This is a genomic window from Lelliottia amnigena (genome assembly GCF_019047465.1).
GTDB lineage: Bacteria > Pseudomonadota > Gammaproteobacteria > Enterobacterales > Enterobacteriaceae > Enterobacter > Enterobacter amnigenus.
The window spans coordinates 857,781-881,390 of record NZ_CP077236.1; the positions used below are offsets into that span (position 1 = coordinate 857,781).

At 51.2% G+C, this 23,610-nt stretch carries 20 protein-coding genes; 9 read left to right on the forward strand and 11 right to left on the reverse strand.

Going from position 1 to position 23,610, the window contains the following annotated elements:
- Nucleotides 1-508 precede the first annotated feature (508 nt).
- Nucleotides 509-1,522 (forward strand): HTH-type transcriptional regulator GalR, encoded by a 1,014-nt coding sequence (gene galR / locus I6L74_RS04000; RefSeq protein ID WP_059177633.1) that lies wholly within the window; start codon nucleotides 509-511, stop codon nucleotides 1,520-1,522.
- On the opposite strand, the gene I6L74_RS04005 is transcribed toward galR, so the two are convergent.
- From I6L74_RS04005 to I6L74_RS04020, 4 genes are all read right to left on the reverse strand, one after another.
- A complete protein-coding gene (locus I6L74_RS04005; RefSeq protein WP_059177632.1) occupies nucleotides 1,486-1,959 on the reverse strand; it encodes a GNAT family N-acetyltransferase in 474 nt (157 codons plus the stop codon). The two genes, galR and I6L74_RS04005, sit on opposite strands and share 37 nt — an antisense overlap.
- The gene (locus tag I6L74_RS04010) at nucleotides 1,956-2,729 is read right to left on the reverse strand and encodes a GntR family transcriptional regulator (protein ID WP_015960273.1); all 774 of its coding nucleotides are present in this window, start codon (nucleotides 2,727-2,729) and stop codon (nucleotides 1,956-1,958) included. Before I6L74_RS04010 ends, I6L74_RS04005 begins: the two co-directional genes overlap by 4 nt.
- 97 nt (nucleotides 2,730-2,826) lie before the next feature.
- Nucleotides 2,827-4,254: a glycoside hydrolase family 1 protein gene (locus I6L74_RS04015; RefSeq protein ID WP_059177631.1), complete on the reverse strand. Its 1,428-nt coding sequence runs from the start codon at nucleotides 4,252-4,254 to the stop codon at nucleotides 2,827-2,829.
- Between the two features lie 7 nt (nucleotides 4,255-4,261).
- Nucleotides 4,262-5,599 (reverse strand): PTS sugar transporter subunit IIC, encoded by a 1,338-nt coding sequence (locus tag I6L74_RS04020; RefSeq protein ID WP_059177630.1) that lies wholly within the window; start codon nucleotides 5,597-5,599, stop codon nucleotides 4,262-4,264.
- Between the two features lie 300 nt (nucleotides 5,600-5,899).
- On the opposite strand from I6L74_RS04020, the gene I6L74_RS04025 reads away from it, so the two are divergent.
- On the forward strand, nucleotides 5,900-6,916 hold the full coding sequence (locus tag I6L74_RS04025) for a LacI family DNA-binding transcriptional regulator (RefSeq protein WP_059177629.1): 1,017 nt from the start codon (nucleotides 5,900-5,902) through the stop codon (nucleotides 6,914-6,916).
- On the opposite strand, the gene lysA is transcribed toward I6L74_RS04025, so the two are convergent.
- Nucleotides 6,908-8,170, reverse strand: a complete 1,263-nt coding sequence (gene lysA / locus I6L74_RS04030) for a diaminopimelate decarboxylase (RefSeq protein WP_059177628.1) — start codon at nucleotides 8,168-8,170, stop codon at nucleotides 6,908-6,910. The two genes, I6L74_RS04025 and lysA, sit on opposite strands and share 9 nt — an antisense overlap.
- A 121-nt stretch (nucleotides 8,171-8,291) precedes the next feature.
- Here lysA and I6L74_RS04035 point away from each other — a divergent pair, with 121 nt between their 5' ends.
- Complete coding sequence (locus tag I6L74_RS04035) at nucleotides 8,292-9,215, forward strand: LysR family transcriptional regulator (protein ID WP_059177627.1); 924 nt, start codon at nucleotides 8,292-8,294, stop codon at nucleotides 9,213-9,215.
- A 6-nt stretch (nucleotides 9,216-9,221) separates the two neighbouring features.
- On the opposite strand, the gene I6L74_RS04040 is transcribed toward I6L74_RS04035, so the two are convergent.
- Nucleotides 9,222-9,914 (reverse strand): aspartate/glutamate racemase, encoded by a 693-nt coding sequence (locus tag I6L74_RS04040; RefSeq protein ID WP_059177626.1) that lies wholly within the window; start codon nucleotides 9,912-9,914, stop codon nucleotides 9,222-9,224.
- A 135-nt stretch (nucleotides 9,915-10,049) separates the two neighbouring features.
- Here I6L74_RS04040 and I6L74_RS04045 point away from each other — a divergent pair, with 135 nt between their 5' ends.
- Entirely contained in the window at nucleotides 10,050-10,373 is a 324-nt protein-coding gene (locus I6L74_RS04045) for a cupin domain-containing protein (protein WP_015960280.1), read from the forward strand.
- Nucleotides 10,374-10,439: 66 nt separating this feature from the next.
- Here I6L74_RS04045 and wzz(fepE) read toward each other — a convergent pair whose 3' ends face one another.
- On the reverse strand, nucleotides 10,440-11,564 hold the full coding sequence (wzz(fepE), locus tag I6L74_RS04050; RefSeq protein ID WP_059177625.1) for an LPS O-antigen length regulator Wzz(fepE): 1,125 nt from the start codon (nucleotides 11,562-11,564) through the stop codon (nucleotides 10,440-10,442).
- Between the two features lie 545 nt (nucleotides 11,565-12,109).
- Between wzz(fepE) and I6L74_RS04055 the strand changes: the two genes are divergently transcribed.
- From I6L74_RS04055 to I6L74_RS04075, 5 genes are all read left to right on the forward strand, one after another.
- Entirely contained in the window at nucleotides 12,110-13,000 is an 891-nt protein-coding gene (locus tag I6L74_RS04055) for a carbohydrate ABC transporter permease (RefSeq protein WP_015960281.1), read from the forward strand.
- The gene (locus I6L74_RS04060) at nucleotides 12,993-13,895 is read left to right on the forward strand and encodes a carbohydrate ABC transporter permease (protein WP_015960282.1); all 903 of its coding nucleotides are present in this window, start codon (nucleotides 12,993-12,995) and stop codon (nucleotides 13,893-13,895) included. The genes I6L74_RS04055 and I6L74_RS04060 overlap by 8 nt, the downstream gene beginning before the upstream one ends.
- 12 nt (nucleotides 13,896-13,907) lie before the next feature.
- Complete coding sequence (locus tag I6L74_RS04065; RefSeq protein ID WP_059177624.1) at nucleotides 13,908-15,035, forward strand: ABC transporter ATP-binding protein; 1,128 nt, start codon at nucleotides 13,908-13,910, stop codon at nucleotides 15,033-15,035.
- A gap of 14 nt (nucleotides 15,036-15,049) precedes the next feature.
- Nucleotides 15,050-16,336 (forward strand): ABC transporter substrate-binding protein, encoded by a 1,287-nt coding sequence (locus I6L74_RS04070; protein WP_059177623.1) that lies wholly within the window; start codon nucleotides 15,050-15,052, stop codon nucleotides 16,334-16,336.
- Between the two features lie 65 nt (nucleotides 16,337-16,401).
- Nucleotides 16,402-17,529, forward strand: coding sequence for an oligogalacturonate lyase family protein (locus I6L74_RS04075; RefSeq protein WP_059177622.1), 1,128 nt, complete (start codon nucleotides 16,402-16,404; stop codon nucleotides 17,527-17,529).
- 242 nt (nucleotides 17,530-17,771) lie between these two features.
- Here I6L74_RS04075 and I6L74_RS04080 read toward each other — a convergent pair whose 3' ends face one another.
- The 4 genes from I6L74_RS04080 to kduI all read right to left on the reverse strand — a co-directional run bounded on the left by I6L74_RS04080 (nucleotide 17,772) and on the right by kduI (nucleotide 23,581).
- Nucleotides 17,772-19,688: an acyltransferase family protein gene (locus I6L74_RS04080; protein ID WP_059177621.1), complete on the reverse strand. Its 1,917-nt coding sequence runs from the start codon at nucleotides 19,686-19,688 to the stop codon at nucleotides 17,772-17,774.
- A gap of 501 nt (nucleotides 19,689-20,189) precedes the next feature.
- Nucleotides 20,190-21,605 (reverse strand): arabinose-proton symporter AraE, encoded by a 1,416-nt coding sequence (gene araE, locus I6L74_RS04085; protein ID WP_059177620.1) that lies wholly within the window; start codon nucleotides 21,603-21,605, stop codon nucleotides 20,190-20,192.
- Between the two features lie 314 nt (nucleotides 21,606-21,919).
- Nucleotides 21,920-22,681: a 2-dehydro-3-deoxy-D-gluconate 5-dehydrogenase KduD gene (gene kduD, locus I6L74_RS04090; protein WP_059177619.1), complete on the reverse strand. Its 762-nt coding sequence runs from the start codon at nucleotides 22,679-22,681 to the stop codon at nucleotides 21,920-21,922.
- A 63-nt stretch (nucleotides 22,682-22,744) separates the two neighbouring features.
- On the reverse strand, nucleotides 22,745-23,581 hold the full coding sequence (kduI, locus tag I6L74_RS04095; RefSeq protein ID WP_059177618.1) for a 5-dehydro-4-deoxy-D-glucuronate isomerase: 837 nt from the start codon (nucleotides 23,579-23,581) through the stop codon (nucleotides 22,745-22,747).
- Nucleotides 23,582-23,610: the final 29 nt, after the last annotated feature.

A 23,610-nucleotide genomic window follows, 5' to 3' on the forward strand; every position in this document is an offset into this window, starting at 1 on the left:
GCAGGCTGGTGCAAGAGATGAGTACGATTCCGTACTTAGAATTCTCACCAATCAATACCTCTGGGATCTTGATTGTGGTTGTTGGCCCCGGGCTTTGCCAGTGGGAAAACGCAAGCGAATGAGCCTAAGTGCAACCAGGTGTGAAAATTATCGATTGCTGTTACATATTGAAGTTACAGGCAAAAAAAACCTGCGTATGGACGCAGGTTGGTGCAAAATTGTGTTAATCAACCGGAGCTGATTCCACCTATCAATACCTCTGGGAACTCGACTGTAGCAATTCGCTGGTAATGACTGCCAGCGGACAATCGCAACAGCTTGCCGCAAAGTGTAACTAAAGGTTCCGTTTAATATTATTCTGATACGCCTGGCTGTGTAACGATTACACGGATTTCCCCTGTTCTGCATCACGTTTGCGACGGCCTTTCACGTACAGCCCTTGAATGCACCTCGCTTTTCCGCAACACTGATGAGTGTGTAAACGCTTACCCCCAAAAGAAGGTATTAAATGGCGACAATAAAGGATGTGGCCCGTCTGTCCGGTGTTTCCGTCGCGACGGTGTCGCGTGTGATTAACGATTCACCGAAAGCCAGCGACGCTTCCCGCCAGGCAGTGCAGAGCGCAATGGAAACGCTGAATTATCATCCCAACGCCAACGCCCGCGCGCTTGCGCAGCAATCGACTGAAACGGTTGGATTGGTGGTAGGTGACGTATCTGACCCGTTTTTCGGCGCGATGGTCAAAGCCGTCGAGCAGGTGGCTTACCAGACGGGCAATTTTTTACTGATCGGTAATGGCTATCACAACGAAGAAAAAGAGCGCAAGGCGATTGAACAGCTGATTCGCCATCGCTGTGCGGCGCTGGTGGTCCACGCCAAAGTCCTGCCCGATGCTGAACTGCTGCATCTAATGCAGCAAATCCCTGGCATGGTGCTCATCAACCGCATTATTCCTGGCTATGAGCAACGCTGTGTTGCGCTTGACGATCGTTACGGTGCCTGGCTCGCCACCCGTCATCTCATTCAGCAAGGCCATACCCGCATCGGCTATCTCTGTTCCAATCACCAGATTTCAGATGCAGAAGACCGTCTGCGCGGTTACTACGATGCCTTGCGCGAAAGCGGTCTGCCCTGTAACGATCGGCTGGTCGCCTATGGTGAACCGGATGAGAGCGGCGGTGAGCATGCGATGACCGAGCTTTTAGGCCGTGGGCGCAATTTTACCGCTGTGGCTTCCTATAACGACTCGATGGCCGCAGGCGCCATGGGCGTGCTCAACGATAATGGCATTGATGTGCCAGCAGAAATTTCGCTGATTGGTTTCGATGATGTGCTGGTTGCGCGCTACGTTCGTCCGCGTTTAACCACCGTGCGTTACCCCATCGTCACTATGGCAACCCAGGCCGCTGAACTGGCGCTGGCATTGGCCGATAAACGCCCTCTGCCAGATATTACGCACCTATTCAGCCCGACGCTGGTGCGCCGTCACTCCGTTGTTTCGCCTGCGGATCCCAGCGAATAGCGATAGAGATGGACTGTTTTATTCGGATATTCCAGCGCATCGCCAATGTCATGCCAGCCGTAACGTTCATAAAAGTCACGGCAGGCTGACCAAAGATGCAGCTCGGAATAGCCGGCGCGAGCCGCGTAGTCCATCACGTATTCCTGTAATTTCCCCGCCAGCCCTTTTCCACGCGCCGATTCATCGACATACAGCGCTGCCAGCCACGGATAAAGATCCTGGCGCGTGATTAAATCACAGCGCCACAGCCCCACCGTGCCTAACAGCTGTTCGCCCTCAACCGCCACAAACGTGATGGGTAGCGCGTCGGGCTGTTGGCTATGAGTGATGATGCTGGCAAAAAACTCACGCGGCAGTCCGTCGCCAAAAGCCTGCCAGAGCCAGTCGGTCACTTGCTCCGCGTGATGTGCAACGGCATACAGCGGCAGAATAGTCATACCAGTTTGCCCTGGAACAGGGGGACAGATTCGAAGAGATAGCCGTCAAAATCCGGTGCGTCTTCATCGGACAGTTCAAGCAGGCTTTTTTTAACGTTTTCGAGATGCTGGAACATGGCCTGCCACGCGCCCATCACGTCGCGACGACGCAGCGCCGCCAGAATGGTTTGCCTGTCGCCCAGCCATTTCAGGCGATACGCGCGGCTGGCGATATGGACGTTAAACTGCTGCCAAAGCGGGCTGCTGTCCATGTGATGCCAGACGCTTTCAACGGTTGCAAGCAGCATCTGGTTTTGCGTGGCCCCTGCCAACACCAGGTGGAACATTTTATTGTTGTCCTGGCTATTATCGTTGGCGGCAATCGCGCGCTGCTCTTGTTCAATAATACGGCGCAAATTGTCGATATCCGCACGCGTCGCCATTTTCGCCGCAAAAGCGGCGATATTGCTCTCAAGTAACTGACGCGCTTGTAGAATCTCAAATGGGCCGACGTCGCTACTCAAGAAACGCTCTTCTTCGTTTTCGTGTTCTTCTGGAATACGCATCACGTAGACGCCGGAACCCTGGCGAATATCCACCGTTCCTTGTAGTTCCAGCATCAAGAGTGCTTCACGCACAATCGTGCGGCTTACGCCGTAAGTTTCGGCAATATTGCGCTCAGGCGGCAGACGCGATCCAACAGGATAGTGACCCTGAATGATTTGCGTACGCAAATCCTCGCCAATTTCCTGGTACTGCTTTTTTTCCGGCGGAACAACGGCCTTCTCCACAATATCACCTGCACTTGCTTATGAATTATTACTCAGGCCGGGCATCCTTCCCCGGCCACTCTGGACGCTATTTTACCAGAACCCTCGCCTGGAGAGCCTATTTCCATTCATCATCGACAGTGAGCGTCAGCCTGCGCTCATCTCGCAGCTGTCGGAACCACGAAGCGGATTTTTTCGCCCGGCGCGCGCGATTATTTTCCAGGTCGATCTCAATCAGTCCGTAGCGATTTTTAAAGGCATTCATTGGCGAAACATTATCGGTAAACGCCCACAGCATATAGCCGTGGCAGTTTGCCCCCTCCTCTCGTGCCAACAGCGTGTAATAGAGATGCTCGCTGATAAAATCAATGCGGTAATTGTCTTCAATCACGCCGTCACGATTGCGGAACTGCGCTTCGTTTTCCACGCCCATGCCGCTCTCCGCCACAAACCACGGAATGTTGCGATATTCGTTTTTAATGCGCATCGCCATGTCGTAAATAATGCGTGGATAAATCTCCCATCCGCGGGAGGTATTCATCCTGCGTCCCGGCAGGTCGAAGGGCTCGTAATAATAGGCCGGATGGAAGGGCGTCTCGGGATGCCATGCTCGCGACGGCGCTTTGACGCGATGGGGATAATACAGATTGATCCCCAACTCATCGACGGTGTTTTCCGCGATGATCGCCAACTCTTCGGCCGTATATTCCCACTGCACCTGATGCTGCTCCAGCAGCGTGAACAACTCTTGCGGATAGCGCCCGTGCACAAACGGATCGAGGAAAACACGATTGTAAAACAGATCGTAGCGTTCAGCGGCGCGCACGTCATGTGGCGCCTGAGAGCGCGGATAAGTGACTTCCGGATTGAGAATACAGCCCACCGTTCCGTGATAGCCCTTCTCGTGAAAATGCTTCACTGCCTTCGCGGTTGCCAGCACTTTATGGTGATTCCACTGCATCCAGGTGTGGGTGTTCTGTTCATAGGGCCAACGCAGCGCATCCAGATAGACGCGAGTTTGCACGACGATTGGCTCATTGAAGGTAAACCAGCGCGTGACTTTTGCGTGATAGCGTTCGAACACCTTTTGCGCATAACGAACGAACAGCTCGACGACATGTTTCGACGCCCAGCCCCCGTAGGTTTCCAGCAAAACACCCGGCAGTTCGTAATGCTCAAGACAGATCATCGGCTCGATGCCCTGCCGGTGCATTTCGTCGAACAACGCGTCGTACCAGGCGGCGTACTCTTCATCAACGGTTGCGTTTTCATAGTCTGTCAGAAAACGCGACCAGTTGATTGACGTGCGGTAGTGGGTGAGTCCGGCCTGCTTCATCAGCGCCACGTCTTCACGAAAACGATTGATGAAATCGGTCGCGACCGCGGGTCCAAAACCGTTATGCCAGACGTGTCGATCGTTTTTGTACCAGAGATCGATCCACGAATCCTGACCCTCTTTTTTTCCGCTCCAGCCTTCCGTCTGCCAGGCGGACGCTGCTGCGCCCAGAATAAAATCCTGCGGTATCGCAATACTTTTTATGCTCATAACATCCTCATGCGTTGTTGGTCGCTTGCTGGCTTTGTGCCAGCAGGGCCGCTTGTTCCGCGCGGCGCGAGGCGATTCTCACAAACGGCAAATAGATCAGTACGGCGGTGATGATGCAGATAAATTGCGTGACCACAGCGCCCATCGAGCCAGCCGTTGACAGCCAGGCGTTAATCAGCGGCGGCGTCGTCCACGGCACCATCACCACGGCTTTTCCGGCGAAGCCCGTCACCGTGGCGAAATAGCCAATCGAGCCGGTCACCAGCGGCGTGATGATGAAAGGAATGGCCAGAATCGGGTTCAGCATGATCGGCATCCCGAAGATCACGGGCTCGTTGATGTTGAAGATCCCAGGGCCAATGGAGAGCTTGGCAATCTCACGCATCTCTTTGCGCTTGGTGCCGATCATCACTGCGATCAGCAGACCGATGGTCAGCCCCGACCCGCCGATGCTCATATACACATCCCAGAACGGCATGGTGATAATGTTCGGGATCTCTTTGCCCTGCTCAAACGCGCTCATGTTGACGGTGATCGCCCCCAGCAGCAGTGGCTCGCGGATCGGCTTGATCATCTGATTACCATGAATCCCGATCACCCAGAAAAGCTGTGCCACAAACATCAACAGCAGAATACCCGGCAAGCTTTGCACGACGCGCTCCAGCGGCTGCTGAACCACCTGATAAACCGCGTCGTAAAGATACATGCCGGTGATTTGGTGGAAAACAAAGCCAAACGTCGCAATCGCGGTGGTGGTGATAATGGCCGGGATCAGCGCGGAGAACGACGCCGCCACGTTAGGCGGCACGGTGTCCGGCATTTTGATTTTCAGGCCGTTGCGATTCTCCAGCCAGCAGTAAACCTCGACGGAGAGAATGGCGATGAACATGCCGAGGAACAGACTGCGGGTGTCAGAGAACTGGCGCAGCAGCACATCTTTCACCACGTGCATTTCGCCATCCACCAGCATTTCGACGGTAGTTGGCGTGACGCAAATAAAGCAGATCACCGCCAGCAGGCCAGGGAACAACGATTTAATTCCGTTAATACGCCCCAGCTCAATACCAATAAGAAACACCGCGCCGATGTTCAGGAAGTTCAGCGTGGCGTAATTCAGGGCGCTGGTGATCGGCTTTAATGCGGCCAGAAAAGAGAGCGATTCAAAGCTGGCTAACCCGTTTTTTGGATCCAGAACCATGTTGGAGATCAGGACCGAAAATGCCCCAACGATGATGACGGGCATGAGGGTAATGAAGGCGGATTTGATCGCCATAATATAGCGATAGCTATTGAAGGTGGTGGCGAAACTGCCCAGAGAGTTGATCAATTTTTCCTGTAAAGCCATAGGGTAATACCTCAGTAAAAGGGCTTTTATAGAATAAGGTGTACAGCCGGATACTATTGGCATACCAAAAATAGTCGCCCACGCCAGATCGTTCTGTGATTGAGCTCTCACTGCGCCAAGAGGTATTCCAAATCATGATTTTTCACCACTTTGGCATACCACTTACCCCGTTTTATGCTGAAGTGGCGAACCGTTGCCAGAAAGCGTGATCTTGATAGGGCTTTTCGCTCCCCCGCCCCGCTTATCCCTTTCACTCTGTGTGATAAACTCATGACGATTACGTGAGAGCAGGAATTTCTAATGGCAACAATGCTGGATGTCTCATTACGCGCAGGTGTCTCGAAAGCGACGGTTTCGCGCGTGCTGAACGGCACAGGTCAGGTAAAAGAGAGTACGCGTCAGCAAGTGTTTAAAGCGATGGAAGAGTTAGGCTATCGTCCGAACTTTCTCGCGCAATCACTGGCGAACCAGACCAGCAACAGCATTGGTCTGGTGGTGTCGACATTTGACGGTTTCTATTTTGGTCGTCTGCTGCAACAGGCGTCGCGACAGACCGAAACGCACGGCAAACAGCTGATTGTCACCGACGGCCATGACGCGCCAGAGCAGGAAGAACAAGCAGTGCAAATGCTGGCGGATCGCAGGTGCGACGCAATCGTGCTTTACACCCGCTACATGAGCGAAAAAGCGATCATGAAGCTGATCCACACCGTGCAAACCCCGCTGGTGGTGATTAACCGCGAAGTCGCTCAGGCGGCGGATCGCTGCGTGTTCTTTGAACAGCAAGACGCGGCATTTAAAGCGGTTGATTATTTAATCAGTCAGGGCCATCGCGAAATCGCCTGTATGACCGTGCCAATTCATACGCCAACGGGTAAAGCACGCCTGATGGGATATCGTAAGGCGCTGGAAAAGCACGGAATTGTCTGGGACGATCGTCGCGTAAAGTACGGCGATGCGGGCATGACGCGGGGGTATGAACTGTGTCGGGAATTGCTCAGTGAAAAGGCGCCGTTCAGCGCGCTGTTTGCCTGTAACGATGACATGGCGCTCGGGGCATCAAAGGCGCTGCATCAGGCGGGACTGCGTATTCCGCAGGATATTTCGCTGTTTGGCTTTGACGATGCGCCCTGCGCAAAATGGCTTGAGCCAGCACTCTCATCGGTCTATTTGCCGATCGACAGCATGATCGTCACGGCCATCGATCAGGCGATCCGGCTGGCAAATAACCAGCCGGTCGAAACGATCCCGCCGTTTACCGGTACGCTGGTTTTGCGTGACTCGGTAACGACAGGACCGTATTACGCCTCAAAATAGCTCGAGTGCCAGCAGCTCCTGAATGGTCTGGCGACGACGGATCAGTCGCGCCACGCCGTGATCAAACAGCACTTCCGGCAACAATGGACGACTGTTGTAATTCGATGACATCGACGCGCCGTACGCGCCGGTATCATGCAACACCAGATAGTCACCAGGCTGAACCGCAGGCAGCGCGCGGGTTTCCACTTTTCCGCCTTCCTGCTGGGTGAACACATCGCCCGATTCACACAGCGGGCCCGCCACTACCGTGTCGACCTGCGGCGCAGTCGTTAAATCACGCCCATCTGCCGCCAGCGCCGTAATGTGGTGATAGCTGCCGTACATTGACGGTCGCATGAGATCGTTAAAACCTGCGTCGATCAACACAAAATGACGACTGCCCATCGCTTTAACGCTGCGGACCTGCGCCACCAGCACGCCCGATTCCGCCACCAGGAAACGCCCCGGTTCAATTTCCAGTTTGACCGCATGACCAAGATGCGCAGCGATTTTGTCGCGCGCCGCACTCCACAGGCCGTAGTAGTGATCGGTATCGATCGCCTCTTCGCCTTCGCGATAAGGGATCGACAAACCGCCGCCCGCCGAGATCGCCTCCAGATCCTGACCAAAATCGATCACCTGGTTCACCATCGCACCGCACACTTGCTCCAGGTGCGCATAATCCACGCCAGAACCGATATGCATGTGAATGCCCACGAGCGTCAGATTGTAGCGCTGCAATACCTCTAGCGCGGCGGGCAGATCGGCATACCAGATGCCGTGTTTGCTGTTTTCCCCGCCGGTATTGGTTTTTTGGCTGTGGCCATGCCCAAAACCTGGGTTGACGCGCAACCACACGCGATGACCTGGCGAAACCTGCCCAAGCTGTTCCAGCATATCCACAGAACCGGCATTTACCGGAATCTGCAGTTCATGCACGCGCGCCAGGGTGGCGCTATCAATCAGGTCTGCGGTAAAGACAATCGCATCGCTGTCGGCCTGCGGATCGTACCCGGCTGCCAACGCGCGTTCAATTTCGCCCAATGATACCGAGTCAACTTTGACGCCCTGCTCGCGCATCAGACGCAAAATATGAATATTCGAGCATGCTTTCTGAGCGAAACGCACCACGTCAAACTGATGCAGGGCGGCGATCTTTTCGCGAACGATCTGCGCATCGTAAACCCAGACCGGGCAGCCGAATTCGGCAGGGAGTCGCAGTAAATTCGCGGCGTTCAGGTCAGTTTCCGTGTTGTTGAGCGGGCGTGGCATGGTGTTCTCCAGATAACGGCATTTTTTAACATTACGCCACAGCTGAATAAGAATAAAAAATATCGTTTTATCGCAAGTCTATGCAAAAATGATATGGATAATCGTTAAACACAGGTGCCTTATGCCCGCCGTTAACTTACGCCACATTGAAATTTTTCATGCGGTGATGACCACCGGAAATCTAACAGAAGCCGCGCAGATGCTGCACACCTCCCAGCCCACGGTCAGCCGTGAACTGGCGCGCTTTGAAAAAGTGTTGGGATTGACGCTGTTTGAACGCTCTCGTGGCAGGCTTCACGCCACAGTGCAAGGGTTACGCTTGTTCGAGGAAGTTCAGCGATCCTGGTACGGCCTGGATCGCATCGTCAGCGCAGCGGAGAGCCTGCGGGAGTTCCGCCAGGGCGAGTTATCGATTGTCTGTCTGCCGGTTTTTTCGCAATCCTTTCTGCCGCAGCTTATTCAGCCGTTCCTGGCGCGCTATCCTGACGTCAATCTCACCATTGTGCCGCAGGAGTCGCCGTTACTCGAAGAGTGGCTCTCCGCGCAGCGCCACGATTTAGGCCTGACCGAAACACTCGCCACGCCCGCAGGCACTGAACGCACAGAATTACTCTCGCTGGATGAAGTGTGTGTGTTGCCCAAAGGGCATCCGCTGACCAGCAAGAGCGTGCTGACGCCTGCTGATTTTCACGGCGAGAATTATATCAGCCTGTCGCAAACGGACAGCTATCGACACTTACTCGATTCATTATTCGCAGAACATCAGGTGAAACGCCGAATGGTTGTGGAAACACACAGCGCAGCATCCATTTGCGCCATGGTTCGGGCAGGCGTCGGCATTGCGGTGGTCAACCCGCTAACGGCGTTGGATTACGCCGATAGCGGCATTGTGATTCGTCGTTTCAGCATTTCAGTGCCGTTCACCGTCAGTTTGATCAGGCCGCTGCATCGCCCTGCCTCGGCGCTAGTCGAGGCTTTTTCGATACATTTGGCTGAGCATTCGCTTCAGATAGCGCATCGTCTACCCGAACTACAAAAGGTGTAGAACACGTTACGAGAGCATAAACTCCACGGCGTCCACGGCATGAATGGCCGTGGTATCAAACACCGGGATCGGGCTTTCTTCTGCCGGGACTAACAGTCCGATCTCGGTGCAGCCAAAGATCACCCCTTGTGCACCCTGCTTCGCCAGCTTATCAATCACGCTAAGATAATAGTGGCGCGAGGCGTCGCTGAACGTCCCCAGGCACAGCTCTTCAAAGATAATTTGGTTGATGCGCGCGCGATCTGCTTCGTCCGGTACGATGCTTTCAATCCCGAATTGCGTCTCCAGGCGCCCACGATAGAAATCCTGTTCCATGGTGTAGCGCGTGCCCAGCAGCGCCACGCGTTGCATGCCGGTCGCCGCAATCGCCCTTCCGGTCGCATCCGCAATATGCAGGAATGGCAGTGAACAGCAGGTTTCAATATGCGATGCCACTTTATGCATCGTATTGGTACATAACAGAATGCCTTCTGCGCCTGCACGTTCCAGACCTAACGCTGCCTGCGCCAGCATTTCACCTGCTTTATCCCACTCGCCGCTGGCCTGGCAAGCTTCGATTTCATGAAAATCTACGCTGTGCAGCAGCAGGCTTGCCGAATGCAGGCCACCGAGATGCTGTTTGATGCCTTCGTTAATCAGACGGTAATAAGGAATGGTCGATTCCCAGCTCATTCCACCTATCAGGCCGATCGTTTTCATATTCGCTCCTTTATGTTTCCTCCAGTGAAGCAAACTTGTGATCGTGTTTCCAGTTATTTGGCTTGTCGTTTCCTTTTAACCCGTAGTGCGATAAATTAATTAAAACAATGTTTCACTACTTAGCAGGACATAAAAATGTTTAGATTCCATAAAGAGACAACGCTTGACGATCTGGGCAATGGCGTCACGCGCCGCATTCTGGCGCATAACGGAAAAATGATGGCGGTTGAGGTTAATTTTGAAGAGGGCGCTGTCGGTCCGATGCACAATCACCCGCACGAACAGCTGACTTACGTGCTGTCCGGGGAGTTCGAATTTACCATCGGCGAAGAAAAGCATGTGGTGACGGCGGGCGACACCCTTTATAAAGAGCCGCATGTCATGCACGGCTGCGTTTGTCTGAAGCCCGGTACGCTGCTGGATACCTTTACGCCGGTGCGTGAAGATTTCCTCAAGTAATGTCTTAACGTAAAAAAGGGCGAATTTTCATTCGCCCTTTTTTATATCGTTTTTTATGCCGTTCTCTTAGGCTGTCGCAGGGTCTGACAGCACAGCGCGAGAGTGCATGGCTTCGCGTATCAGCACGCCTCCGCAGGCCACAATCCCGCCAACCAACGCGGCCAGGATAATAATCAGCGCTTTGCCGGGCCCCTCTTTTTTCATCGGTAATGACGGCAGAAGCTGATATTTGAACGGTTCAAAACTCACATTGGTAACGGAAAGCGTCTCAAGCTGAGAAAGATGATGTTCGCGATTCTGGAAATCAGCATTCAGCTCGGCGACATCTTTTAACGATTTCTCAATCGCCAGCTTTTGAGCGATACCGTCAGCCCCCAGTGCCACAGAGTAATCAGGATCGTCTTTGACCGCCTGACCATTGCTAAAGACGGGTTTTTTAATCCCTGCGGCATTTGCCACTTCCAGTGAATAATTCAGGCGATGAATAGTAATATTGTGCAAATTGGTCAGTCGCACACGATCCAGTTCCAGACGCTCCTTCATCATGCGGGTTTTCAGTGCGATCGCGTTGCGCACGTTTTGCATGGTCTCTTTCTCAACGATGGCAGAAATGTACGCAATGTATCCCTCAAGTACGATCTGCGCATCCTGCGCTTTTGGCGCACTAAAACTCAGCGTCCAGGCGGTATAAGGCATGGTCGCCGCATTTTTCACCGCCGCATTGTCCTGCGCCGTCATTCTTTCCGAGATAGCCACAATCGCGCGATGCAGTTCCAGCGGATCGATATTCGCGCCCTTTAGCTGATCCATCACGTATGGCGATGATTTGATGTATGCCTGAAACAACGATTGCGACTGAAATTTCTTTATAAAGAGCTCGAACGCATCTTCGCGTTTGATATTGAAGTCGACATCAAGCACCTTTAAGGTCACCAGCATTTGCTCAACATCATTCCACTGGGTTTGCTCTGGGGGAGTGACGATAGCTTTACTGATCCATTTTTGCGGCATCATAAATGAAACCACCGCACCGACAATCGCAAACGCCATAACGGTCATGATGATGCGCTTCTTCGCAGCGAGCAGTACCTCTATGAGGTCGATGAAATCGATCTCATTTTGCTTACGCTCGGGGGGTGAATAGCGGGCAAAATCCAGTTCCCTGTTCTTTTTGAAATCCATCGCTGACATACCAATTCTTCTATTTAGATTGCAGTTAAATCCTGCTGAGGCGTATCGGGGGAAGATGATAATACTAGAGCCTAGGAATTATCTGAACTTAAAGTTAACTTAAATCAGGACAACACTATGATATTTGGTAGTTGTTACCAGCACGTTAATTAAAGTTGCATAGTGGAACAATCAACTTTAATCCCTCTCGTATTTCTGAATATGGCCTTCTCATTTAAGTCAAAATTGCCAGTCACTTCACTTTATTGAAACAGCGTTTCGACGGCGATCACATTTCCATCATTTACCGAATGACGCAGAAATAAATAGCAATAGAATAAATTAAAACGCCGTTTTACAAATCAAGAACAGCAGTTCACGTGTTTTAAAACTCAGACAGGGCGCGTCGAGAAAAACGCATGAAAGTTCTTATTAATCAGAGGTAAAAGGAACCATCACCTTGCGTCGAACACAGAACACTCGCTTCCCCGTTTCGTAACAAATGCGCGGGCAGCTGCATCACCAGCAGATTCCGTTTTAAACCATTGATTGCCAGGTAGGTATGTATGAATGAAAACAAAATGCTGGGGCTTGCGTGGATATCACCCTATATCATCGGGTTGATACTCTTTACCGCATTCCCCTTCGTTTCATCTTTCTTTCTCAGTTTTACTGATTACGATTTGATGAGTCCGCCGGTATTTAACGGCATCGAAAACTATCGCTACATGTTTACCGAAGATGCACTCTTCTGGAAATCCATGGGCGTCACCTTTGCGTATGTATTTTTGACCATCCCACTGAAACTCGCGTTTGCACTGGGAATTGCGTTTGTCCTGAACTTTAAATTACGTGGCATAGGATTCTTCCGTACCGCTTACTATATTCCGTCAATCCTTGGCAGCTCTGTCGCAATTGCCGTTTTGTGGCGCGCACTGTTTGCAATTGATGGCCTGCTGAACAGCTTCATTGGCGTATTTGGTTTTGACGCGGTGAACTGGCTCGGTGAGCCTTCTCTGGCGCTGATGTCCGTCACGCTGCTTCGCGTCTGGCAGTTTGGCTCGGCGATGGTTATCTTCCTGGCAGCACTACAGAACGTTCCGCAATCTCAGTATGAAGCGGCAATGATCGACGGTGCGTCTAAATGGCAGATGTTCACGAAAGTCACCGTGCCGCTGATTACGCCGGTTATTTTCTTCAACTTCATCATGCAAACCACCCAGGCGTTCCAGGAATTTACTGGACCCTACGTCATCACGGGCGGCGGACCAACCTACTCCACGTATCTGTTCTCGCTGTACATCTACGACACCGCATTCAAGTACTTTGACATGGGCTACGGCGCTGCGCTGGCCTGGATCCTGTTCCTGGTAGTCGCTGTCTTTGCCGCTATCGCCTTTAAGTCTTCGAAATACTGGGTGTTCTACTCCGCCGATAAGGGAGGCAAAAATGGCTGATATTCAAGAACTTTCCACGGCGAGAAGCATCGCGGAACGTGAAGTCGCGCGGACCATGCGCAAAGAGAAAATCAACGCCAGCATTCGCTACGTGATCCTGCTTTTCGTGGGTTTATTGATGCTCTATCCGCTGGTCTGGATGTTCTCGGCGTCGTTTAAGCCGAACCATGAGATCTTCACCACCTTAAGCCTGTGGCCTGCAAACGCGACCTGGGACGGCTTTGTGAACGGCTGGAAAACCGGGACAGAATACAACTTCGGTCACTACATGCTGAATACGTTCAAGTATGTGATCCCGAAAGTCATTCTGACCATTATCTCTTCCACTATCGTGGCGTACGGCTTTGCGCGCTTCGAGATTCCGTGGAAGAAATTCTGGTTCGCCACGCTCATCACCACCATGCTGCTGCCGAGCACCGTACTGCTGATTCCTCAGTACCTGATGTTCCGCGAAATGGGCATGCTGAACAGCTATATGCCGCTGTACCTGCCGCTGGCGTTTGCCACCCAAGGGTTCTTCGTGTTCATGCTGATTCAGTTCTTGCGCGGTGTACCGCGTGATATGGAAGAAGCCGCACAGATCGATGGCTGTAACTCCTTGCAAGTGCTTTGGTACGTGGTGGTGCCGATTCTGAAACCGGCCATCATATCCGTCGCATTGTTCCAGTTCATGTGGTCAATGAACGACTTTATCGGGCCGCTGATTTATGTCTACAGCGTGGATAAATACCCGATTGCACTGGCTCTGAAAATGTCCATCGACGTCACCGAAGGTGCGCCGTGGAACGAAATTCTGGCAATGGCGAGCATCTCCATTCTGCCATCTATCATTGTCTTCTTCCTGGCACAGCGCTACTTCGTACAGGGCGTAACCAGCAGCGGAATTAAAGGTTAAGAGGGAAATATCATGGCTGAAGTTATTTTCAACAAACTGGAAAAGGTTTACTCCAACGGCTTCAAAGCGGTACATGCTATCGACCTGAAAATCGCTGAAGGGGAATTCATGGTGATTGTCGGTCCGTCCGGCTGCGCCAAATCAACGACCCTGCGCATGCTGGCCGGGCTGGAAACCATCAGCGGTGGCGAAGTGCGCATCGGTGAGAAAATCGTGAACAACCTCGCGCCAAAAGAACGCGGGATTGCGATGGTGTTCCAGAACTATGCGCTGTATCCGCACATGACCGTGCGTGAAAACCTGGCCTTTGGCCTGAAGCTGAGCAAGCTGCCAAAAGCGCAGATCGAAGCGCAGGTTAACGAAGCGGCAAAAATCCTCGAGCTCGATGAGCTGCTGGATCGTCTGCCGCGTCAGCTTTCCGGTGGTCAGGCGCAGCGTGTGGCCGTAGGCCGTGCGATTGTGAAAAAACCCGATGTGTTCCTGTTCGATGAACCGCTGTCTAACCTGGATGCCAAGCTGCGTGCCTCGATGCGTATCCGTATCTCTGACCTGCACAAGCAGTTGAAGGCTTCCGGCAAGCCGGCTACCACGGTATACGTCACACACGACCAGACCGAAGCAATGACCATGGGCGACCGCATCTGCGTGATGAAGCTCGGCCATATCATGCAGGTGGATACCCCGGATAACCTGTACCACAGACCGAAAAACATGTTCGTAGCCGGCTTTATTGGATCGCCAGAAATGAACATCCGTGCCAGCAAACTGGTGCAGCAGGACGGTCAGCTGTCTCTGACCATTGGCAACCAGACCATGCCGTTAAGCGCAGAGCTGAAAGAGAAAGTCGCCAGCTACGCCGATAAAGACATGTTCTACGGCATTCGCCCGGACTTTGTGTCGATCTCCGATGAGCCATTCGCGGAGGGAAGTTGCAGCGGCGAGATGGTTCGCGCTGAAAACATGGGACACGAATTCTTCGTTTACCTGAAAGTTGGCGAGTACGAACTGACTGCCCGAATTCCTTCCGATGAAGCTAAGCCTCTGATCAACAAGGGCCTTCACCGTAAGGTGTATTTTAAGTTCGACATGCATAAGTGTCATATCTTTGACGCGAAAACTGAACAGAACATCTCTCTCTAAATGGAGTTATAAAAATGAAAAAAGTGCTTTTAAGCGCAGCAATCTCCGCTACCCTGGGCCTTACCGCGCTACCATCAATGGCGCAAGATGTTGATTTACGTATGTCCTGGTGGGGGGGCAATGGCCGTCATCAGGTGACGCTGAAGGCGTTAGAAGAGTTCCATAAACAGAACCCTGACATTAACGTCAAAGCAGAATACACCGGTTGGGACGGTCACTTGTCCCGTCTGACCACGCAAATCGCGGGCGGCACAGAGCCGGACGTGATGCAGACCAACTGGAACTGGCTGCCAATTTTCTCGAAAAATGGCGACGGTTTCTACGATCTGAACAAAATGAAAGACGTGATCGACTTAACGCAGTTTGATCCGAAAGAGCTGCAGTCCACCACGGTTAACGGCAAGCTGAACGGGATCCCAATCTCCGTGACGGCTCGCGTGTTCTACTTCAATGACGAGACCTGGAAAAAAGCGGGAGTTGAATACCCGAAAACCTGGGACGCGTTGATGGCGGCGGGTAAAGCCTTCGAAAGCAAGCTGGGCAAACAGTATTACCCTGTGGTTCTGGAACACCAGGATACGCTGGCGCTGCTGAACTCTTACATGATTCAGAAATACAACATTCCTGCGGTTGATGAGAAAGCCAAAAAGTTCTCCTACACCAAAGAGCAGTGGGTTGAATTCTTCCAGACCTATAAAAATCTGGTGGATAGCCACGTGATGCCTGACACCAAATACTATGCGTCATTTGGTAAGAGCAACATGTATGAAATGAAGCCATGGATTCAGGGTGAATGGGGCGGAACTTACATGTGGAACTCCACCATTAATAAGTATTCCGATAACCTGAAGCCACCAGCAAAACTGGAGCTGGGTAACTACCCAATGCTGCCGGGTGCAACCGATGCGGGCCTGTTCTTTAAACCTGCACAGATGCTCTCTATCGGTAAAACGACCAAAAACCCAGAAGCCGCTGCAAAAGTGATTAACTTCCTGCTGAACAGCAAAGAAGGCGTGCACACTCTGGGCCTTGAGCGCGGCGTACCATTAAGCAAAGTCGCGGTACAGTACCTGACTGAAGATGGCACCATCAAAGAGAGCGATCCGTCTGTTGCGGGTCTGCGCATGGCGCAATCTCTGCCAGCTAAACTCTCCGTGTCACCTTACTTTGACGATCCGCAGATCGTGGCGCAGTTTGGTACCTCTCTGCAGTACATCGACTATGGCCAGAAAACCGTAGAAGAGACCGCGGCAGACTTCCAGCGTCAGGCTGAACGTATCCTGAAACGCGCAATGCGCTAATCATTCCGTCCGATCCCTACCCTGTCCCTTCGGTGGCAGGGTATTTTTTTATCTGGAGAAACCCTATGAAAGGCAAAATCATCCCACTGAATTTTCGCTCGCGTCTGGATACAGAAACCGGACACGAGGTGATACGGATGACGCCCCCGCACATCATTTGTCACCGTAATTATTTCTATCAAAAGTGTTTTACGCAGGACGGCAGCAAGATCATTTTTGGTGGCGCATTCGAAGGCCACTGGAATTACTACCTGTTAGATATTGAAAAACAACATGCAACCCAACTGACCGAGGGCGCTGGCGATAATACCTTTGGCGGTTTTTTATCTGATGACGATAAATCTCTGTGGTATGTGAAAAACAGCCGTGAGCTGCGCCGGGTTGATCTCGAGAGTTTCGAAGAGCATGTGGTGTATGAAGTGGATGATGAGTGGGTGGCGTACGGCACCTGGGTCGCGAATTCTGATTGCACAAAACTGGTCGGAATCGAGATTAAAAAGAGCGACTGGCAGCCGCTGACAGACTGGAGCAAATTCCGCGAGTTTTACTTCACCCAGCCGGAATGCCGCCTCATTAACATCGATTTATGCACGGGTGAACCGCGCGTGATTTTGCAAGAAAAACGCTGGCTAGGGCACCCCATTTATCGCCCGTTCGACGACAATACCGTCGCGTTTTGTCACGAAGGACCGCGCGATGCGATTGATGCCCGTATGTGGTTGATCAACGAGGACGGTAGCAATCTGCGTAAGGTGCGCCAGCATGCGCCAGGTGAAAGCTTTACTCATGAATTCTGGGTGCCGGACGGTTCCGCGCTGTATTACGTGGCGCATAAAGAAAACGATCCGCAGCGCTATCTGTTTAGCGCGGACCCTCACTCTCTCGACAACCGCCAGCTCATGGCGATCCCACCGTGCTCACATCTGATGAGCAATTTCGACGGGTCGCTGATTGTTGGCGACGGCGCGCCGCACAATACCGGCGATATCAGTCTGAACGATCCGTTTATTTGGGTGTTTGATATTGCGGCCGGAACGCAAAAAGCCGTTTGTCAGCACAACACGAGCTGGAAAGTGTTGGATGGCGATCGGCAGGTGACGCATCCGCACCCGTCGTTTTCACCGGACAATAAGTGGGTTCTGTATACGTCGGATGAGGAAGGGATGCCGGCACTTTATCTTTGCGCCGTCTGATGCCATCACTCCAGCCGTGATGTCAGAGATAGAACTCATCGATGACTTCTTTAACCCTACAGTGATGTGGCGAATTTTGTTTACATAGCGCTAATAGACTGAAATTAAATGAGAGATAACAACATCAGTTGGTGAGATTTTGACAATGAGAGGGGTGAATTATCTGTGGTGTCAGCATAATTTACGTTATTGGTATCAGAAGAAGTTAAAAAAAGCGCCTGTGATGGCGCTTTTTTATTTTTTCACTTCAAGGCGCTTTTGAACATGGGTATGAGTTTTTTATTTCCTGTTTCACTTATATGATTGTCATCAAAATAAAGTGGTTGAAGATTTTCGCTTCCATAACACAACCCATCGTGACATAAATAATCGATAGGTTTTAAGATTTCTGCACTACAGCTTTTCGCTGCGTTTTTTTGAGCGTCTAAAATCAAGTGATTCCTTTCGATATACGACTGGACTGTTGTAAATATATCTTCTGGTGTTTTCCCCATCATCAAATCGTGTGATATACGTCTTGGGACATTCACGGGCATTTCAGGGATCGGATTCACCATGAAGACGTTATGACGCTTGCGTATTGCACACACCATTTCAGAATAGGATTCTTTGAACAATTCATCATTTTTTTCTTTTGAATCAGTCCTGGAACCAAAATCAATTAATCCATTTTCAATGTAATGTGTGGACCGGTTAACCAAAAAAACGGGAGTCTGCGAATTGAATTCTGACAAACGATTCAAAAGCTGTTGATTAAAGAGGCTACATCCTGGGTGGTCTTTAAGATCGCCAAACGCAATATTTGGGCATCCGGAATACGTAAGGCCAACGACTGACCCATTATCGCCTACCGCTGAAGCCAGCACTGTCGCTGTCGCCACCGCATGTGAATCGCCAATAATAATAGCTTTGACAGGACCTGAACCATAGTGACTGATATGGGTTCTACTATCTTCACTGTAGTTTTTGTTGATTGCTTCAGAGGCGATTACATCGACTCGGGGATTGGGATCGTTGGTTACTATCTGATTTTTAATGGCATATGAAGTCAAATAAAGACTTCCTGCAAAGACTACAGCCACCGTTAAAAGCGAAAGGTTGGAAATCCGGGCTAATGCGCTTCTTGCTGGGTTTTCGATAGTTTTCCATGAGAGAACACCAATAATAAACGATGCGATGAGTGCAAGACTTACCCAACGAACATCGTTGTTTACGTTGGCATAAACCAGCAATACCGCAAGGGGCCAGTGCCACAGGTAGACGGAGTACGAACTTAAACCGACCCAACTAATATGACGATCTAACTGGGACGCCAATGTTTGGCTATTACAGATGATACACAGCATTGTGCTGGCAACAGGTATTACTGTAAATATGCCTGGCCAAGTCACATTTTGATCTAATAAGAATGCACAAAGAATGATAGCAACAAGACCTGTTGCGGCACCAAAATTTCTGACAGTAGAACTCATCTTTGCGGTTAAGAAAAAACTTAACCCGCCACACAACATTTCCCAGGCCCGGTACTGTAATAAATAAAACGTGGAAGAGTCAAATTCAGAGCTATGATAGACAGAAGAAGAAAATGACAAAACAGCAAGCGCCAAAAATACATATGGCAATGATTTCGCTTTTTTTATTTTCACTAAAAAAACAATTAAAAGCGGCAATAGCAAATAGAATTGCCATTCCACTGAGAGTGACCATGTGTGAAGAAACCAATTCTCATGGGAGTCACCGGCGAAATAATCCCCTGATTCTTTATTTAACCTGATGTTTGAAATAAATAATACGACGTACCCAACGTAGTTCCCGAGTTTTCTGTATTCGACTGTTGGCAACCAGTACCAAAATGCAAGCATCAGCGTGATAGTCACGACAAATAGTGCCGGAACTATCCGTCTGAATCTGGCTGAGTAAAAAGATATGAATGAAAAATCTCCCTTGATGGCATTTTTTGTGATTATTGATGTCATCAAGTAGCCGGAGATAACAAAGAAAATGTCAACACCTATAAATCCACCTGGTAGCAACTTTGGCACGAAGTGGTAAAAAACAACGGATAAAATGGCCAGCCCACGTAATAAATTTATATCGTGGCGAAAATTTACTTTCTCTGTGGATTTATCGCTTGCTAACGATATTGTTATATTACTCATTGGAATTCCAGGAAACATGAATATTTAATCTTAATCTCTTCAACATCTGATACACATAATGTTCGAAATAGGTTAAGAGCCCAGCATTGTATAAGTTAGCAAGCCTTAATGCTAGGGCGTCATGTTCCCTTCCGGGGGGTGAGAATGATGTGCTACATGAAGATCGCAAATCCGCGGGGATCTCTGCTCTGTTTATGTCTCGCAGGATAGACGCAAGAATGCCGTTGATAAAAACATAAGCACCTGTTTCAGCAGAGACGATAAGGATTAGGGTGTCCCCATCTAAGCCGTCGACTGTCGGCGGATGTTCACGCCCTGCCTTAGCTCAAGTCCAAACGCTTAAAATGTAAGGGGCCGTTTCGGCGCTATCCTGGCCTGACCGCAGTTCTCTAAGGTTTTATGCGGGTCTTTGCTTTGTTATTCCACAGGGAGAGGGAGTAAACACTAAAACGGCAACCGACGTTGCCGTTTCGCTTTTGCCTTAGGCGAAGGAGCGGAAAATTACACGCCGATATTGCGTAACTTCTCTCCAGACATCAGCCTGCGCTCGATATGTTCCAGCGTAACGTTTTTGGTTTCAGGAATTAACCAGAACGTGATCCCAATAAATACCACGTTGAGCGCGGTATAGAGCCAAAACGTTCCCGCAGCGCCAATAGCATCGAGCAAGGTCAGGAAAGTCGCGCCGATAATCATATTCGACACCCAGTTGGTGGTGGTCGAACAGGTGATACCAAAATCGCGGCACTTCAGCGGCTGAATTTCAGAGCACAAGATCCATACCACCGGCGCGGCGCTCATCGCATAACCCGCAATACACATCATCGTCATCCCAACGGACAGCCAGGAGAGACTGCTCGACGCCGTGCCATTATCAAACTGCATCAGGCAATAGCCGAGAATCAACGTGCCGATCGCCATGACGCTGAAACCAATTTTCAGCGCGGGTTTACGCCCAGCTTTATCCACGGTAAAGACCGCAATAAAGGTCGCGAACATAAAGGTCAGCCCCACCACCAGCGTGGCGATCATCTGCTGCTCGGTCGTGGTGAATCCGGCCATTTTGAAGATACGCGGCGCGTAATACATGATGATATTCATACCGGTAAACTGCTGCATCGCCTGCAACAACATGCCGAGAAACACCGCGCGGCGCACGTTACGGTTCGCCTTAAACAGTGCAAAACCGCCCTGCTTTAGCTTCAGGCTTTCGCGAATTTCATTCAGCTCTTCGCGCGCTTTTTCCGATGTGTCGCGCAGCATACGCAGCACCTCTTCCGCCTCAACGTGACGCCCTTTTTGCGCCAACCAACGCGGACTGTTCGGTAAAAAAATCACCAACACCATCAGCAGAACAGCAGGGAGCGCCAGTACGCCAAGCATCGCGCGCCAGTTGCCGCTATAGCTGAAATACGTGTCCGACAGGAACGCCAGCACAATCCCGAGCGTGACCATCAGTTGGTACATGCTGATCATTTTGCCGCGCACATTTTCACTCGCCATCTCAGAGAGATAAAGCGGTGCCGTGTACGACGCGATGCCAACAGCCACGCCAAGCAACACGCGTGACAGCAATAGGGCTTCAATACCTGTCGCAAACGCCGAGCCTAACGATCCGGCGACAAACAAAATCGCCCCCACCATCAGGCTGTATTTTCGGCCCAGTTTGAACGAGAGCCAGCCGTTGAACAGCGCGCCCAGCGCCGCGCCCAGCATCATACTGCTCACCACCCACTCCTGCAGGCGATTACTGAGCGTAAAGTGATCGGTAATAAACGGTAACGCACCGGCAATCACGCCGATATCCAGGCCAAACAGCAAACCCGCTACCGCAGCAGAGATCGAGACGAACTGGTTCATTCTGCGGGTATCGCGCAGCGCGCGGGGCATTAAGAGTGAGTCATTAAATGATGTCATTATTTCCAGCCATAACAGCGTAAGACGTTTACTGAAATTACGAGAAAGCGCGATAAAGTGTCAGGTCTTATAACGCGAAGATATGGATTATTGGGTTGTCAGGCATCGTTTTGTGATGGATATTCCAATTTAAACTTTTAATGAATAATCATCATTTAATATTAACTCTATAATTTATAAGAAATATAAATGTGATCGCTATCATCACAAGGGATATTTCTATGGATTTTCTTATTTTCGCCATATGGACAATGACGAAATTGAGACAAAAAAAACCTCCGCGCCAGGCAGAGGTTTCTCGATGAAAGCGAAGATTAACGCGCCAGCCAGCCACCATCGACAGCAACGGTATAGCCGTTGATATAGTCAGATGCCGGAGACGCCAGGAACACAATCGGTCCCATCAGGTCGCTTGGCAGACCCCAACGGCCCGCAGGGATACGCTCAAGAATGGCCGCACTACGCTCTTCGTCGGCACGCAGCTGCTGGGTGTTGTTTGTTGCCATGTAACCCGGTGCAATCGCGTTGACGTTGATATTGTGCTGCGCCCACTCGTTCGCCAGCAGACGGGTCACGCCCATGACTGCGCTTTTGGAAGCGGTGTAAGACGGCACGCGGATGCCACCCTGGAAGGAGAGCATAGACGCGATATTGATGATCTTGCCGCCATTACCCTGAGCGATAAAGTGCTTCGCTGCCGCCTGGGACATAAAGAACACGCTCTTAATGTTCAGGTTCATGACGTCGTCCCAGTCACGCTCGCTGAAGTTGATTGCGTCTTCACGACGAATCAGACCCGCGTTGTTAACCAGCACATCGATATGACCAAACTCTGCCACCGCGCGCTCCAGCAGTTCCGGGATCGCGTCGATTTTACGCAGGTCGGCAGTCAGGCTCAGGAAGCGACGGCCCAGCGCAGTCACGCGCTCAATAGTTTCAGTCGGCTCAACAATATTGATACCGACGATATCGCAGCCCGCTTCAGCCAGACCTAACGCCATACCCTGGCCAAGACCCGTGTCACAGCCCGTCACTACCGCGACTTTACCTTGCAGAGAAAATGCATCCAGAATCATTTTTATTCCTTAATCTTTCAGCGCCTGTCACGGACAGGCAGGGTTATGCTTAACTGCCCGCGACTAGCGCAGATCTTTAACAGCAACGTGGTCCATGTCATCGAAGACCTGGTTTTCACCGACCATACCCCAGATGAAGGTATAGGCTTTGGTTCCAACGCCGGAGTGAATCGACCAGCTTGGTGAAATCACAGCTTGCTCGTTGTGCATCACAAGGTGGCGAGTTTCCTGGGGTTGTCCCATCATGTGGAAAACGCAGGCGTCTTCGTCCATGTTGAAATAGAAGTACACTTCCATGCGGCGCTCATGGGTATGGCACGGCATGGTGTTCCAGAGGTTGCCCGGATCCAGCTCTGTCAGACCCATACTGAGCTGGCAGGTTTCCAGCACATCCGGAACAAAATATTTGTTGATGGTGCGACGGTTGCTGGTGAGGTTGTCGCCCAGCGTGACCGGCGCAACGTCTGCAGGGGTCACTTTTTTGGTCGGATAAGTCATGTGAGCAGGTGCACAGTTGTAGTAGAACTTCGCAGGCTTGCTGCTCTCTACGCTGGCAAACACCACTTCCTGCGCGCCTTTGCCGACGTACAGCGCATCGCGATGGCCAATCTCAAAGCACTGACCGTCAACCGTAATCGTGCCTGGGCCACCAATATTGATCACACCGAGTTCGCGGCGTTCCAGGAAATAGCTGACGCCGAGCTGTTTGCCCACTTCGCCACCGACTGACACCGTTTTTGCCACCGGCATGATGCCGCCAACAATGATGCGATCAATGTGGCTGTACACCATGGTGTACTCATCGGCAACAAACACCTTCTCAACCAAAAATTCATTGCGCAGCTGCTGAGTATCCAGCGTTTTAGCATGCGCGCTGTGGATGCTTTGTCTGACGTCCACATTTACCTCCAAATGATCGTGCCCGAAGG